Origin of the sequence: Paracoccus sp. NBH48 (assembly GCF_015390265.1) — a bacterium.
Taxonomy (GTDB): domain Bacteria; phylum Pseudomonadota; class Alphaproteobacteria; order Rhodobacterales; family Rhodobacteraceae; genus Paracoccus; species Paracoccus marcusii.
Genome location: NZ_VUOJ01000003.1, coordinates 121492 through 136753, shown reverse-complemented (window position 1 = coordinate 136753; position 15262 = coordinate 121492). Strand labels below are relative to the sequence as shown.

Genomic DNA, 15262 nt, shown 5'->3' with positions numbered 1-15262 from the left:
ATGAACGATTTCGACGACATCAACGCGCGCGGACTGGTCCTGGTCGGATGCGGCCGCATGGGCGGGGCGATGCTGCAGGGGTGGCTGGCGCGCGGGCTGGACGCGGGCGCGGTCACGGTCATCGACCCGAACCTGGCACCCGAATGGCAGGACCGCGGGTTGCGCGTGAATGCGGACCTGCCGGCTGATCCGGCCGTGGTCGTGCTGGCGGTCAAGCCGCAGATGATGGGCGGCGCGCTGTCTGCCATGCCGGACCTGTCGGGCAGCCTGGTGATATCGGTCGCGGCAGGCACGACCATCGCGACCTTCGAGGCGGCCTTTCCCGGCGCCCCCGTGATCCGGGTGATGCCCAACACGCCCGCGGCCATCGGTCAGGGCATTTCCGCGATGATCGGCAACGGTGCCGCAACGCCCGCGCACCTGGACCTGGCCGAGGCGCTGATGCGCGCCGTGGGCCGCGTCGTCCGGCTGGAGCATGAGGGCCAGATGGACGCCGTCACCGGCCTGTCGGGCAGCGGCCCGGCCTATGTGTTCCACCTGATCGAGGCGATGGCCGCCGCAGGCGTCGCGCAGGGCCTGTCGCCCGCGCTGTCGCTGGAACTGGCGCGCGCGACCGTGGCGGGTGCGGGCGCGCTGGCCGTCCATGCGGACGAGGACCCGGCCGTGCTGCGCCGCAACGTGACCTCTCCCAACGGGACGACCGCGGCGGGGCTGGCCGTGCTGATGGACGAGGGCGTGGGCCTGACGCCGCTGATGGTGCGCACCGTGGCGGCCGCGACCGAACGCGGGCGGGAGCTGGGTCGCGGATGATCACCTTTGACGATTTCCTGAAGGTCGACATCCGCGTCGGCACCATCACCCGCGCCGAACCCTTCCCCGAGGCGCGCAAGCCCGCGATCAAGCTGTGGCTGGACCTGGGCGATCTGGGAGAGCGCAAGTCCTCGGCCCAGATCACCCGTCATTACGACCCCCAGACGCTGGTCGGTACGCAGGTGCTGTGCGTCGTGAACTTTCCGCCCCGCCAGATCGGCCCCGTCATGTCCGAGGTGCTGGTCCTGGGCGTGCCCGACCCCGACGGAGAGGTCGTGCTGATCCGCCCCGATCTGACCGTCCCCAACGGAGGCCGCCTCTATTGAAGGTTCTTGTCACCCGCCCGATGACCGACCGCGCCACCGCCGCCATCCGCGCGGCCTGCGACGCGACATTCCGCGACAACACGCCCCTGACCGTCGATCAGGCGGGCGAGGCGATGCGCGATTATGAGGCGATCATCCCGACGCTTGGCGACGCCTTCGGGGCCGAGGCCTTCCAGGGCGATCTGCGCTGCAGGCTGCTGGCCAATTTCGGCGCGGGGTTCAACCATATCGACATCGCCGCTGCCCGCGCCGCCGGTGTGGCGGTCACGAATACGCCCGACGTGGTGACCGACGCCACCGCCGACATCGCGCTGACGCTGATGCTGATGGTGCTGCGCCGCGCGTCCGAGGGCGAACGCCTGCTGCGCGCGGGCGGCTGGACCGGGTGGAACCCCACGCAGCTGCTGGGGGCGGAGATGTCGGGCCGCACCGTGGGCATCGTCGGCATGGGCCGGATCGGTCAGGCCATCGCGCGGCGCGCGCATCTGGGCTTCGGGATGGAGGTGGTGTTCTTCAACCGCTCGACCGTCGCGGGGCTGGACTTTCCGGCCCGGCAGATCGGTGATCTGCGCGCCATGCTGGCGGCCTGCCACGTGGCGGTGATCGCCGTGCCGGGGGGTGCGGCCACGCGCGGCCTGATCGGCGTGGCCGAACTGGAGGCCCTGGGCCCCCAAGGCGTGCTGGTCAACATCGCCCGCGGCGACGTGGTGGACGAGGACGCCTTGATCGCAGCCCTGGTGGACGGCCGCATCGCGGGCGCGGGCCTGGACGTCTATGCGCAAGAGCCGCATGTGCCCCAGGCCCTGCTGGATGCCCCCAATGCCACGCTGCTGCCGCATCTGGGAACGGCCACCGACGACACGCGCACCCGCATGGGCCTGCGCGCGCTGGCGAACCTGCAGGCCCATATCGACGGCGGCGTTCCGCCGGACCTTGTCCGCTAGGAACCTGCCGCGGCTGCGGGCGTTATTCCGGCATATGAACGTCTGAAAAGGAGGCGGAAATGAACTGGGATATCATCGAAGGCAAATGGAAGCAGCTGAAAGGCGCGACCAAGGTCAAATGGGGCGAACTGACCGACGACGAGCTGGATCAGATCGACGGCAACAAGGACAAGCTGGCCGGCAAGCTGCAGGAAAAATACGGCTGGACCAAGGACGAGGCCGACCGCGAGATCGACGATTACTATCGCGACAAGTGATCGCTCTGCCGCAACGGGTGATCAGGGGCGTCCCATCCGGGGCGCCCCTTTCCACATCCGCTTGATCGTTTGTCCGCGGTAGGGCACCACGGGGGCGAACCGACCGGAGCGTCGCATGTATTACGCCTATTCCATCGAGAACGGTCGCCTGGTGCGCCTTGCCGCAGAACGCGATGTCGCGGACGCGGCATGGATTGACCTGATCCAGCCCAACGACGCCGAGATCGCGCAGCTGCGCGTGCTTGGCGTGCCTGTTCCCAGCCTGGCCGAGATGGAGGAGATCGAGCTGTCCAACCGCCTCTATCGCGAGGACGGGCTGGACTACATGACCGCGATGCTGCCGGGAGAGCGCGCCGGGGGTGACCGGATCTCGATGCCGGTGACGTTCATCCTGTCGCCGGACCGGCTGGTGACGGTGCGCCACCATTCGCCGCGGCCGTTCCTGACCTATCCCGAACGCGCCGAACGCTCGACCCTGGGCTGCGGCACGCCCGACCGGCTGTTCCTGGGCCTTGTCGAGGAGATCATCGCCCGGCTGGCCGACATCCTGGAAGGGGCGGGCCGCACGCTGGACCAGACCACCGCTGCTGTGTTCGAACGCCGCGCGGTCGCCGCGGCCTCGGACCGGTTGCAGGCCGCGCTGCAGGATGTCGGACGCGAGGCCGAGACGATGGCACGCGTCCGCCTGGCCCTGCTGACGGTCGAGCGGATGCAGGCGTTCTATACCGCCACGCTGGAGGACCGCCCCGAGGAGGGCCGCCTGCGCGCCGCCACCCGTGCGCAGATGCGCGACATCCAGGCGCTGGAGGTGCATGCCGATTTCCTGGGCGGGCGGGTCAGCCTGGCGGTGGACACCACGCTTGGCCTGATCAACCTGCAACAGAACAACACGGTCCGCATCCTGTCGGTCGTCGCGGCGCTGTTCCTGCCGCCGACGCTGATCGCCAGCGTCTACGGGATGAACTTCACGAACATGCCGGAGCTGGACGAACCCTGGGGCTATGCCTTCGCCCTGATCCTGATGGGCGGGACGACCCTGGGGACATGGCTGTTCCTGCGTTGGAAGGGCTGGATCTAAAGATCGTCCAGCAGGTCCAGCATCTCGGGGGGCATCTGACCCTCAGAAAGGGTGATGGCGTGCGGGCCGGTCGCGTCCGTCACGGTGATCGCATAGCGCATCCGATCCGGGCAGCCGGGACAGGGGGTGGCCGCCATGTCGGCCAACGCCTTGGGGTGGAAGGCCGCGCACAGCTCCTGCGCCCGGGGTTCGGGCTGGGCGTCGGTGTCGATGCGGCGCGAGGTGGCGGCAGTGATGCCGCCAAAGCCGCCGTGGCTGCGGATCTCTATGATCATGCGGTCCTCCGGTCCGCGGATCATAGGATCAGACCGCGATTCCCACAAGTTTCCACGCGCGTCGCAGCAGCAGCGCCTGTTGGCTGCCCGCGCCTGCCAGTGCTGCCGCGCTGCGCAGGGTCTGGTCGGCGAAATCGGAAAAGCTGGCCATCGGATTGTTCAGGTCCTGCAGCGTCCGGTACCAGATGCGGCCCGGCAGCTCCCACGCGTTGCCGCCCAGATAGCTGCAGAACAGGTAGAAGGCGTGGTTCGGAATGCCCGAATTGATGTGCACGCCGCCATTGTCGTCGGTCGTGGTGTTGAACTGATCCATGTGCCAGGGCTGGGGATCGGTGCCCAGCAGGTCGTCGGCATAGGCCGTGCCCGGTGCCTTCATGCTGCGCAGCGCCACGCCGTTGATGCCCGCGCCCAGGATGCCGCGCCCGATCAGCCAGTCGGCCTGATGTGCGGTCTGACCCAGCACGCGCTGTTCGGCCAGCGCGCCGAAGACGTCGGCCACATGTTCGTTCAGCGCGCCGGACTGGTTCTCATAGATCAGCCCGCCGGAATGCTGGATGACACCATGGGTCATCTCATGCGCGATGACCGACAGCTGCAGGAAGGTCCGGAAGATCTTGCCGTCGCCCGTGCCATAGGCCATCTGCTGCCCGTCCCAGAAGGCGTTGTTGTAGTTGCGGCGGTGCTGGACCGTCGCCACCAGCGGCATGCCCCGCCCGTCCAGCGAATTGCGGCCGTATTCCTCGGCGAACATCGCGAAGACTTGGCCGGCGCTGTCATAGGCCAGGTCGGCATCCGCGATGCCGGACGGCGCGTCGCCCTCGGCCCGGACCAGGCGGCCGGGAAGGGCGGCGCGGAATTCGCCGTCGTGGATGCGCCGGTCGGGGCAGCACAGGTCGGGATCGGGCGCGATGCCCTGCGGCGCGGGCGGCAGGCTGGCCCAGGCCGCGCGCTCCTCGCGCAGCTGTTCGTCATGGCGCAGCAGCGTGCGCGCCATGTCCGCCGTCGCGGGGTCACCCCGCAGCGCCAGCACCCGCAGCATATAGGGCGGCACGATGCAGGCGATGGGATTGTGGTGAGAGCAGCCGAACGACAGGCACATGGGGCGACCTTTCCGCGTTGGTTCACCCCAAGGTAGCATGGAACGCCCGACCCGCAAGGGTCAGATGTTCACGTTTCATTCACGTCAGTCCATGCGCTTGCCGCTGACCTTGTCAAACAGGTGCAGCCCGCCGGGGCGATAGGACAGGCGCATGTGATCGGACAGGGGGGCATCGGACGGCAGGGTGATGGTGATGCGGGCATCGCCGGTCTTGCCGTGGACCAGCCGCTGCGCGCCCAGTTCCTCGACCGCCAGCACCGACATCTCGATCGGGCCGTCGGCGGTGACGCTCAGATCCTCGGGGCGGATGCCCACATGGCCCGCATGCCCGGTTCCGGGCAGGTGCGGGACGGCGCTGGCCTCGATCAGGTTCATGGCCGGGCTGCCGATGAAGCTGGCCACGAAGGCCGATGCCGGGCGGCGATAGACCTCCAGCGGCGTGCCGATCTGTTCGATCTGCCCGCCGTTCAGCACCACCAGCCGGTCGGCCAGCGTCATCGCCTCCAGCTGGTCGTGGGTCACATAGATCGAGGTCGTGCGCAGGCGCTTCTGCAGCTCCTTGATCTCAAGGCGCATGGCGACGCGCAGTTTCGCGTCCAGGTTCGACAGCGGCTCGTCGAAGAGGAACGCGGCCGGTTCGCGCACGATGGCGCGGCCCATGGCAACGCGCTGGCGCTGACCACCGGACAGGGCGCGCGGCTTGCGGTCCAGGAACGGGCCGATCTGCAGGATGTCCGAGGCGATGCCCACGCGGCGTTCGATCTCGGCTTTTGGGGTGCCCCGGTTCTTCAGGCCGTATGCCAGGTTCTGTCGCACCGACATGTGCGGGTACAGGGCATAGTTCTGGAACACCATGGCGATGTCGCGATCGGCGGGCTCGATCTCGTTGACCACGCGGTCGCCGATGCGGACCTCGCCCTCGGTGATGCTCTCCAGCCCCGCGACCATGCGCAGCAGCGTGGATTTTCCGCAGCCCGACGGGCCGACCAGGACCAGGAATTCGCCATCCGCGATGTCGATATTGACGCCGCCCACGGCGCGGGCGCCGCCGGCATAGACCTTGCCGACATTGTTGAGGGTGATGGATGCCATCTTATTTCTCCGTCTCGACAAGACCTTTGACGAACAGGCGCTGCATGGCGACCACCACGATCACGGGTGGGATCATCGCCAGCATCGCGGTCGCCATGACCAGGTGCCATTGCGGCAGACCGTCCACGGCATCCGCCATGCGCTTAATCCCCGCAACGATGGTGTAATAATCCGAACTGGTCGTGATCAGCAGCGGCCAGAGATACTGGTTCCAGCCATAGATGAACAGGATCACGAACAGGGCTGCGATATTGGTGCGCGACAAGGGCAGCAGGATGTCGCGAAAGAACTTCATGGGCCCGGCGCCGTCGATGCGGGCGGCCTCGGTCAGCTCGTCCGGGATGGTCAGGAAGACCTGGCGGAACAGGAACGTGGCCGTGGCCGAGGCGATCAGCGGGATCGACAGGCCGGCATAGCTGTTCAGCATGCCCAGATCGGCCACCACCTGGAAGGTGGGCACGATGCGCACCTCGACCGGCAGCATCAGCGTGATGAAGATGCACCAGAAGGCCAGGCCGCGCAGCGGAAAGCGGAAATAGACCACCGCAAAGGCCGACAGGACCGAGATGACGATCTTGCCGATGGCGATGGCCAGCGCCATGACGAGGCTGTTGAACATCATCACGCCGACCGGGGGCGTGCCGCTGGTGGACACGCCCGCGCCCAGCATCTGGCTGTAGTTCTGGATCATCTGGTCGCCCGGCCACATCGGGATGGTGCCCGACATGAAGGCGGTCGCGCTGTGGGTCGAGGCCACGAAGGCCACCCAGACCGGCAGCGCCACGACGCAGACGCCCAGGATCAGCGTCAGGTGGGCGGCCAGGTTCAGGAAGGGACGGTTCTCGATCATCAGTAGGCCACCTTCTTCTCAACGAACCGGAACTGGATCACCGTCAGCACCAGGACCAGCGCCATCAGGACCACCGACTGCGCGGCGGACGAGCCCAGGTTCTGCCCGACGAAGCCGTCGAAATAGACCTTGTAGACCATGATGTTGGTGGCCTGTGCCGGGCCGCCCTCGGTCGTGGCGTCGATCACGCCGAACGTGTCGAACATCGCATAGACGATGTTGACCACCAGCAAGAAGAACGTCGTCGGTGACAGCAGCGGAAAGGTGATGTCGAAGAACCGCCGCACCGGACCCGCCCCGTCGATGGCCGCGGCCTCGCGCAGGCTGGCCGGGATCGCCTGCAGCCCTGCCAGGAAGAACAGGAAGTTGTAGCTGATCTGTTTCCACGCGCTGGCGATGACGACCAGCGTCATGGCGTCGCCCTTGTCCTGGATGTGGTTCCAGTCATAGCCCAAGCCCCCCAGCAGATAGGGCATGATGCCGATGGTCGGGTTGAAGATGAACCACCACAGGATGCCCGCGACCGCAGGCGCCACCGCGTAGGGCCAGACCAGCAGCGTCGTATAGACACGCGTGCTGCGGATCATCCGGTCCACCGCGATCGCCAGCAGCAGCGACAGCCCCATCGACAGCACCGTGACCGAGATGGCGAAGACCGCCGTCACCTGCAGGCTGTTGAGATATTCGGGGCTGCCCCACAGGCGGGCGAAATTCTCCAGTCCGACAAAGGTCGTCCGGGTGCCGAAGGCATCCTCGCGCAGAAAGCTTTGACGGATGGCCTGACCGGCGGGCCACAGGAAAAAGATGAAGGTGATGATCAGCTGGGGGGCCAGCAGCAGCCATGGCAGCAGCTGGTTTCGGAAAATGGTGCGCTTCATCGCGGGACCTTGGGGCGAAAACGGGAAAAGACCGGGGCCGCGCGTGATGCGCGGCCCCGGCCGAAGGGGGTGGGGCGGTTACTGGTTCTGCGCCTGGAACTCTTCCAGCAGCGCGTCGCCGCGGCTGACGACCGCGTCCAGCGCGCCCTGCGCGTCCTTGTCGCCCGACAGAAGCTGTTCGAACTCTTCGTCGATGATGCCGCGGATCTGGACATAGCTGCCAAAGCGCAGACCCTTGGAGTTCTCGGTCGGCTCGTTCAGAGTGATCTGGTTGATGCCGGTGTCGGCGCCGGGGTTCTCGGCATAATAGCCTGCCATCTGCTCACGCGCCGCGGCGGTGATGGGCAGGTAGCCGGTGAAGGATGCCCAATCGGCCTGCACCTCGGGCTGGGTCAGGTATTCCAGGAAGGCGGCGGTCGCCGCATATTCCTCGTCCGTCTTGCCCGACAGCACCCACAGCGAGGCGCCCCCGATAATCGAATTCTGCGGCGCGCCCTCGACGTCGTCGTAATAGGGCAGCATGCCATAGCCGACCTCGTAGGCGGTCGAGTTGGCGATGACGCCGGCACGGCTGCCCGAGCTGCCCATCAGCATTGCGCATTCCTGGGAGTACAGCATCGGCCCCGCATTGTCGGCGCCCACCGGGCCACCGTACTTGAAAATGCCCTCGTCGGACCAGCGCTTGAGGTTCTCCCAGTGCTTGACCTGAACGGGCCCGTTCAGCGACAGCCGCGCATCAAGGCCGCCCATGCCGTTCTCCAGCGTGCCGATCGGCTGGTTGTGCCAGGCCGACAGGTTCTCGGTCTGGATCCAGCTGATCCATTGCGTGGTGAAACCGCAGGTCGCGGCGCCCGATTCCATGATCTGCTTGCTGAACTGCTCCAGCTCGGCCCAGGTCTTGGGAGGGGTGTTCGGATCCAGGCCCGCCTTCTCGAACACGGTCTTGTTGTAATACAGGATCGGCGTCGAGCTGTTGAAGGGCATCGACAGCATGTTGCCGTCGGTATCGGTGTAATAGCCGACGACGGCCGGCAGGAACGCCGCCTGGTCGAAGGCCTGGCCGTGCTGCTCCATCAGTTCGTGGACCGGGACGATGGCGCCTTGGGCGGCCATCATGGTGCCGGTGCCGACCTCGAACACCTGGACGATGGCGGGCTGCTGGTTCGCGCGGAACGCGGCGATCGCGGCGGTCATCGTCTCGGGGTAGGTGCCCTTGTAGGCGGGGGTGACGGTGTATTCGTCCTGGCTGTCGTTGAAGCCCTGGGCGATCTCCTCCAGCTTCGCGCCCAGCTCGCCGCCCATGGCGTGCCACCATTCGATGTTCGTTTCTGCCTGCGCGGCAGTCAGCGACGCCACCAGCGCCACCGCGGATGCGGTTCCGTATCGGATCATGTTGTCTTCCCTCCCTTACAGAGTTGCGATGCTGACCCCGCCTATCGGCAGTTCACGACAGCATCGCAACGCTCATGTGACAGTCTTGTGACGTCGGGAGGTTTGGGTCAACGGGTTTCGTTGGCGTTCGGTTTTTTACGAAGTTGCGCGAATGCCCCCATCACCGCGCCGATGATGGGGTTGATGACCTTGGTCGCCACCGGCAGCAGGGCCAGTCCCAGGATCAGGCCGATGACGCCGTCGCAGAAGGCGGTGACGACCCATGCGACCACGCCGGGGGCCGCGGGCACGGCGGCGGCGGCGGCCTCGGCCCAGTCATGGATCAGGTGATAGGGCGCGCCCCAGCCAAGCTGCTCCAGGCCGTGCACGATGATCTGCCCGCCGACCCAGATCATCGCGGCGGTGCCGACCACGGTCAGCGTCTTCATGAAGCCGGGCATGACCTTGACGATGCCGCGGCCCAGGACGGCGACGGCACCGGTGCGGCGCTGTGCCAGGTGCACCCCGACATCGTCGGCCTTCACCACCAGCGCCACGAACCCATAGACCGCGACGGTGATCGCCACGGCGACCAGCGCCAGGATGACCGCCTTCATCAGCAGGCTGTCGTCGGTCGGGATGGTGGACAGGGCGATTGTCATGATCTCGGCCGACAGGATGAAGTCGGTCTTGATGGCGCCGGCGACGCGGGCCTCCTCCAGCGCGGCACCGTCGGTGTCGGGATGGGTGTGCTTTTCGCTGTCATGGGTGTCGGTCTTGTGGAACAGGTGCGCGACCTTGTGCGCGCCCTCGTAGCACAGATAGGCGCCGCCCAGCATCAGCAGGGGCGGAATGGCCCAGGGCGCAAAGGCCGACAGCAGCAGCGCGACCGGCAGCAGGATCACCAGCTTGTTGAACAGCGATCCGCGGGCGATCTTCCAGACGATGGGGATCTCGCGGCTGGCGTCGAAGCCGTGGACGTATTTCGGCGTCACCGCCGCGTCGTCGATGACCGCCCCCGCGGCCTTGGCGCCCGCCTTGGCCGCCTGGCCTGCCACGTCGTCGATCGATGCCGCCGCCACCTTCGAAATTGCCGCTACGTCGTCAAGAAGCGCGATCAACCCGCTCATGCAGTGTCCCTTCGGAAATTGGCCCGATGCGGCGCCGTGCCGCAGCCCATCAGCACCCGGCAACGCGCGTCGAGGCAAGCGGTTTCACCATCACTCACGGATCGGCATGCAAAAAGGCCCGCGCAGAGGGGACTGCGCGGGCCATGACCTGCCTGTCGGGGGACGGCAGGTCCTGCGGGGCGTCTTAGGACGCCGGCAGCAGCACGGTGTCGATCGAGTGGATCACGCCGTTCGACTGGTCCACGTCGGGGATCAGCACGGTGGCGACGTTGCCGTTCTCGTCGGTGATCTGCAGGGCATTGTCGCTGGCGCGGATGCTGGCGGTCAGCGTGCAGCCGCCCACGGTCTCCAGCGCGGCCGAACCGCCGCCCTGCTGGATCATGCGGCCCACGGCGGACGACATCGCCTCGGTCGGGACGACGTGGCAGGTCAGGATGGTCTGCAGGGTCTGCAGGCTCTCGGGCTTCAGCAGATCCTCGACGGTGCCGTCGGGCAGCTTTTCGAAGGCCGCGTTGGTGGGGGCGAAGACGGTGAACGGGCCCGGGCCCGACAGCGTCTCGACCAGGCCCGCGGCCTGCACGGCGGCGACCAGCGTGGTATGGTCGGCCGAGTTCACGGCGTTTTCGACGATGTTGCGGTTCGGGAACATCTCGGCGCCGCCCACCATGGTGTTCTGGGCAAAGGCCGGTGCGCCAAGCGCGATGGTGGCAGCGATGATCGAAGCGCCGACTTTGGTAAAGCGGGTGGTCATGGACTTCCTCCGGTTTTGGTTCTGGGCGGCATTTCTGCGCCCGACACTCCCAAACACGCGGCAGGCGCGGGTTAGTTGCGCAACCCCCCGGTCAATCCGCGATCACAAGGACGTGAGCGGCGCGATGGCCACCACCGGCCCGGTCGCCTGGCCGGTCGGCGATCCGCCCGCCGGTTCGTCCGACAGCGCGATCTGGATGTCCGCCGAGGGGTCCAGCCCGTCCGGCAGCGTCATGCGCAAGGTGCCGTCGCGCGGGACCAGCCCGATCGATACCGGGGCCGAGCCGTCGGGTTTCACCCACCAGATCTCCCAGTCGCGGTCATCAGGGGCGGCGCCGCTTTCCAGCGCGATCTCCATGTCGCGCCCGTCGATGCGGGCAGCGACGCGCAGGGCCTGATCCTGGGTCGCAAGCTGTGCCTGATAGGCGGGGGCGGCGGGGTGCTGCAGCCCGGGCAGCCACAGGAACGTGGCGGTCGCGGCGACGGCCAGCAACCCCGCCAGCGCGCCCATCGGACCGCGCCACCAGGCCCGCCGTTCGGTCGGGTCGTTGGCTAGGGGCGGCGTGACGTGGCCCAACCGTTCGCGGATCGCCTGGCGTGCGCGGGCAGGGGCCATGACCGGGGTCAGTGCCTCGGCGATGCCGGCCATGCGTTCGTACCAGTCGTGGACGATGCGGGCGAAATCCGGGTCGGTGGACATGCGGGCCGTCGCGGCGGCGGCCTCGGGTCCGTCCAAGAGGCCAAGCGCCAGCTCGGCCGCCAGCGCCTGGTCTTCCTGGGACGGGGTCAGCGGGGCATCGTCGGTCATTGGCTTACGCAATCCTTCAGTCGCAGCAGGCTGCGGCGCAGCCAGCTGCGCACGGTGTTGATGGGCAGCCCCTCGCGCGCGGCCAGGTCGGCATAGCTGACCCCCTCGAGGTAGACGGCACGCACGGCGCCCGCCTGCGCCTCGGCCAGCCTGGCCAGGCAGTCGTCCAGCATGCGGCGTTCCTGGGCCATGATCGTCGCCGATTCGGGACCCGGCGCGCTGCAGGCGACGAAGGCCGCGGCATCTTCGGGCGCGGTCACCGGTCGTGATCCGCGGGCGCGCAGCCTGTCGATGGACCGGTTGCGGGCGATGGTGATCAGCCAGGTCATCGGCGACAGCCCGTTCGAGGCATAGCGCGCGGCGCTTTGCCACACGCGGATATAGACCTCCTGCAAGGTCTCCTCGGCCTCGGGGCGGTCCTTGAGGACCGACAGGCACACGGCGTGCAGCTTGGCCGATGTCGCGTCGTACAGGCGGTCAAAGGCGTCGCGATCACCCATGGCGGTGCGGGCGATCAGGGTTTCCAGTTCGGAACGGCGTGCGTCTGTCAAAACCGGGGCATCCTTCCAAGGGTTGTGGGCACCTTATGAAGCACACCCTCGCGCGTCAACGCGCGCACGGGGTGGCGGCCGCCCGCGCCGTGCCTTGCACCCGTTGCCCGAATGCGCGATCAATGCGCCGATGTGATGGAAAGGGCTAGGGCCGATGCTGGACATGAACGCGAAACCCACCGAAGAGATCGACCTGCGCGAGGTGTTCGGTCTGGACAGCGACATGAAGGTCAAGGGCTTTGCCGACCGCACGGATCGCGTCCCCGAGATCGACAGCACCTACAAGTTCGATCCCGACACGACGATGGCGATCCTGGCAGGCTTTGCCTACAACCGCCGCGTCATGGTCCAGGGCTATCACGGGACGGGCAAGTCCACCCATATCGAACAGATCGCGGCGCGCCTGAACTGGCCCTGCGTGCGCGTGAACCTGGACAGCCATGTCAGCCGGATCGACCTGATCGGCAAGGACGCGATCAAGCTGGTCGACGGAAAGCAGGTCACCGTGTTCCACGAGGGCATCCTGCCCTGGGCGCTGAGGAACCCGACCGCGATCGTCTTCGACGAATACGACGCGGGCCGCGCGGACGTGATGTTCGTGATCCAGCGCGTGCTGGAGGCCGATGGCAAGCTGACGCTTCTGGACCAGAACGAGGTCATCACGCCGAACCCCTATTTCCGGCTGTTCGCCACCGCCAACACGGTGGGCCTGGGCGACACGACCGGCCTCTATCACGGCACCCAGCAGATCAACCAGGGCCAGATGGACCGCTGGTCGCTGGTCGCGACGCTGAACTATCTGCGTCACGACGCCGAGGCCGCGATCGTGCTGGCCAAGGTGCCCCATTACAACACCGAGAAGGGCCGCAAGACCATCAACCAGATGGTGACGCTGGCCGACCTGACGCGGACCGCCTTCATGCAGGGCGACCTGTCCACCGTCATGAGCCCGCGCACGGTCATTTCCTGGGCGCAGAACGCGCGCATCTTCGACAACGTGGGATACGCGTTCCGCCTGACCTTCCTGAACAAATGCGACGAGCTGGAACGCCAGACCGTGGCAGAGTTCTATCAGCGCCTGTTCGACGAGGAATTGCCGGAAAGCGCAGCCGCCAAGGCGGGCTGAGGCCCGCGCGGCCAAGGGGGCCATCCGCAGATGAAGAAATCCGACAACCCCGCCGACCCGTTCAAGAAGGCCCTGACCGAGGCGACGCGCGCGCTGGCGGGCGAACACGAACTGAACGTGACCTTCAGCGCGGACCCGGCCGGGGTTGCGGGCGACACGATGCGCCTGCCGCAGATCAGCCGCCGCATGGGCCGCGACGAGGTGCTGTTGGCGCGCGGCACGGCCGACGCGCTGGCCATGCGGATGCGCCACCACGATGCGGGCACCCATGCCCGCTATTCCCCCGCGGGCCCGATGGCCCGCGAGCTGTACGAGGCGCTGGAGACCGCGCGCTGCGAGGCGCTTGGCGCGCGCGACATGCCGGGGGCGCTGTCCAACATCGACGCCAAGATCGGCGCCGAGGCCGACAAGAAGGGCTATGCCCAGATCAAGGCCCCGGCCGATGCACCGTTGTCGGTGGCGGCGGGTTACATCCTGCGCCAGGCGGCGACCGGGCGTGCGCTGCCCGCGGGCGCGCAGCATGTCGCCGACCTGTGGCGGCCGTTTGTCGAGAGCCAGGCCTCGGGGGCGCTGGCGGACGTGAACGATGCGCTGGCGGATCAGGCCGCGTTCTCTCGGCTGTCGCGGCGGATCATCACCGACCTGGGTTATGGCGACCAGCTGGGCGAGGATCCGGACCAGCCCGAGGATGACGACAGCGACGAGAACGCCGAGCAGGACGAGGAATCCGGCGACAGCGAATCGCAGGATCAGGACGACAGCGAGGAGAGCGACGCCAGCCCCGAGCGCAGCCAGGAGCAGACACAGGACGAGCGCCAGGCCCAGGTCGGCATGGACGACACCGCCGAGGACGAGATGGCGGACGAGGCGGAGATGCCCGATCAGGACAGCCCGCCCGACCTGCCGCCCCCGGTCAGCGAGGCCAGCCCCGATTACCGCGTCTTTGCCCAGACCTGGGACGAGGAGATCCGCGCCGAGGATCTGGCCGACATCGCCGAGCTGGAGCGCCTGCGCGCCTATCTGGACAAGCAGCTGGAACCGTTGCGGGGGGCGGTCAGCCGCTTGGCCAACAAGCTGCAGCGCCGCCTGCAGGCCCAGCAGAACCGCAGCTGGGAGTTCGACAAGGAGGAGGGCGTCCTGGACGCCGGCCGCCTGGCGCGCGTGGTGGCGAACCCGACCATGCCGCTGTCCTTCAAGATCGAGAAGGACACCGAGTTCCGCGATACGGTCGTGACGCTGCTGATCGACAATTCCGGGTCGATGCGCGGGCGTCCGATCAGCATCGCGGCGATCTGCGCCGACGTGCTGGCCCGCACGCTGGAGCGGTGCAACGTCAAGGTCGAGATCCTGGGCTTTACCACGCGCGCTTGGAAGGGCGGGCAGTCGCGCGAGGCGTGGCTGGCCGCGGGCCGTCCGGCCCAGCCCGGCCGCCTGAACGACCTGCGCCACATCGTCTACAAGTCCGCCGATGCGCCTTGGCGCCGCGTCCGCCCCAATCTGGGGCTGATGATGAAGGAGGGGCTGCTGAAGGAGAACATCGACGGCGAGGCGCTGGAATGGGCGCACAAGCGCCTGACCCGCCGCCCCGAGGCACGCAAGATCCTGATGGTGATCTCGGACGGCGCGCCGGTCGATGACAGCACCCTGTCGGTCAACCCTGCCAACTTCCTGGAACGCCACCTGCGCGACGTGATCGCCATGGTCGAGAAGCGCCGCGCCGTCGAGCTGCTGGCGATCGGCATCGGCCATGACGTCACCCGCTATTATCAGCGGGCCGTGACGATCACCGATGCGGAGCAGTTGGCCGGGGCGATCACCGAGCAGCTGGCGGCGCTGTTCGACAGCGATCCGCGCAAGCGGGCGCGGGTGCTGGGCATGGCGTCGATCCGGCGAGGCTGATTGCGTCCCGCGACGCCG

At 67.5% G+C, this 15262-nt stretch carries 17 protein-coding genes; 7 read left to right on the top strand and 10 right to left on the bottom strand.

Annotation, left to right across the window (positions count from 1 at the left end):
- From proC to F1642_RS06475, 5 genes are all read left to right on the top strand, one after another.
- The gene (gene proC / locus F1642_RS06495) at window positions 1–810 is read left to right on the top strand and encodes a pyrroline-5-carboxylate reductase (RefSeq protein ID WP_194885811.1); all 810 of its coding nucleotides are present in this window, start codon (window positions 1–3) and stop codon (window positions 808–810) included.
- Complete coding sequence (locus tag F1642_RS06490; RefSeq protein WP_194885810.1) at window positions 807–1136, top strand: tRNA-binding protein; 330 nt, start codon at window positions 807–809, stop codon at window positions 1134–1136. Before proC ends, F1642_RS06490 begins: the two co-directional genes overlap by 4 nt.
- Entirely contained in the window at window positions 1133–2080 is a 948-nt protein-coding gene (locus F1642_RS06485; protein WP_194885809.1) for a D-glycerate dehydrogenase, read from the top strand. Before F1642_RS06490 ends, F1642_RS06485 begins: the two co-directional genes overlap by 4 nt.
- A 59-nt stretch (window positions 2081–2139) precedes the next feature.
- The gene (locus tag F1642_RS06480; protein WP_046000993.1) at window positions 2140–2337 is read left to right on the top strand and encodes a CsbD family protein; all 198 of its coding nucleotides are present in this window, start codon (window positions 2140–2142) and stop codon (window positions 2335–2337) included.
- Between the two features lie 115 nt (window positions 2338–2452).
- On the top strand, window positions 2453–3415 hold the full coding sequence (locus tag F1642_RS06475; RefSeq protein WP_194885808.1) for a magnesium transporter CorA family protein: 963 nt from the start codon (window positions 2453–2455) through the stop codon (window positions 3413–3415).
- On the opposite strand, the gene F1642_RS06470 is transcribed toward F1642_RS06475, so the two are convergent.
- From F1642_RS06470 to F1642_RS06425, 10 genes are all read right to left on the bottom strand, one after another.
- Entirely contained in the window at window positions 3412–3690 is a 279-nt protein-coding gene (locus F1642_RS06470) for a protealysin inhibitor emfourin (RefSeq protein WP_045981624.1), read from the bottom strand. The two genes, F1642_RS06475 and F1642_RS06470, sit on opposite strands and share 4 nt — an antisense overlap.
- A gap of 28 nt (window positions 3691–3718) precedes the next feature.
- Window positions 3719–4789 carry a M4 family metallopeptidase gene (locus F1642_RS06465; RefSeq protein ID WP_046000990.1) on the bottom strand — a complete coding sequence of 357 codons (1071 nt, stop codon included), beginning with the start codon at window positions 4787–4789 and terminating at the stop codon, window positions 3719–3721.
- Window positions 4790–4873: 84 nt separating this feature from the next.
- A complete protein-coding gene (locus tag F1642_RS06460) occupies window positions 4874–5881 on the bottom strand; it encodes a sn-glycerol-3-phosphate import ATP-binding protein UgpC (RefSeq protein ID WP_045981622.1) in 1008 nt (335 codons plus the stop codon).
- Window position 5882: 1 nt separating this feature from the next.
- Window positions 5883–6731: a sn-glycerol-3-phosphate ABC transporter permease UgpE gene (ugpE, locus tag F1642_RS06455; RefSeq protein ID WP_046000989.1), complete on the bottom strand. Its 849-nt coding sequence runs from the start codon at window positions 6729–6731 to the stop codon at window positions 5883–5885.
- Window positions 6731–7609, bottom strand: a complete 879-nt coding sequence (gene ugpA, locus F1642_RS06450; RefSeq protein WP_045981620.1) for a sn-glycerol-3-phosphate ABC transporter permease UgpA — start codon at window positions 7607–7609, stop codon at window positions 6731–6733. The genes ugpE and ugpA overlap by 1 nt, the downstream gene beginning before the upstream one ends.
- 78 nt (window positions 7610–7687) lie before the next feature.
- Complete coding sequence (gene ugpB, locus F1642_RS06445; RefSeq protein WP_194885807.1) at window positions 7688–9001, bottom strand: sn-glycerol-3-phosphate ABC transporter substrate-binding protein UgpB; 1314 nt, start codon at window positions 8999–9001, stop codon at window positions 7688–7690.
- 107 nt (window positions 9002–9108) lie between these two features.
- Window positions 9109–10110, bottom strand: coding sequence for a DUF808 domain-containing protein (locus F1642_RS06440; protein WP_194885806.1), 1002 nt, complete (start codon window positions 10108–10110; stop codon window positions 9109–9111).
- A gap of 184 nt (window positions 10111–10294) precedes the next feature.
- Window positions 10295–10861, bottom strand: a complete 567-nt coding sequence (locus F1642_RS06435) for a fasciclin domain-containing protein (RefSeq protein ID WP_046000986.1) — start codon at window positions 10859–10861, stop codon at window positions 10295–10297.
- A gap of 102 nt (window positions 10862–10963) precedes the next feature.
- Window positions 10964–11668, bottom strand: coding sequence for an anti-sigma factor domain-containing protein (locus F1642_RS06430; RefSeq protein ID WP_194885805.1), 705 nt, complete (start codon window positions 11666–11668; stop codon window positions 10964–10966).
- A complete protein-coding gene (locus tag F1642_RS06425; protein WP_045981615.1) occupies window positions 11665–12219 on the bottom strand; it encodes a sigma-70 family RNA polymerase sigma factor in 555 nt (184 codons plus the stop codon). Before F1642_RS06425 ends, F1642_RS06430 begins: the two co-directional genes overlap by 4 nt.
- Before the next feature lie 154 nt (window positions 12220–12373).
- Between F1642_RS06425 and cobS the strand changes: the two genes are divergently transcribed.
- Both cobS and cobT read left to right on the top strand, forming a co-directional pair.
- Window positions 12374–13345: a cobaltochelatase subunit CobS gene (gene cobS / locus F1642_RS06420; protein WP_045981614.1), complete on the top strand. Its 972-nt coding sequence runs from the start codon at window positions 12374–12376 to the stop codon at window positions 13343–13345.
- Between the two features lie 30 nt (window positions 13346–13375).
- Window positions 13376–15244: a cobaltochelatase subunit CobT gene (cobT, locus tag F1642_RS06415; protein ID WP_148912034.1), complete on the top strand. Its 1869-nt coding sequence runs from the start codon at window positions 13376–13378 to the stop codon at window positions 15242–15244.
- The last annotated feature ends 18 nt before the right edge of the window (window positions 15245–15262 follow it).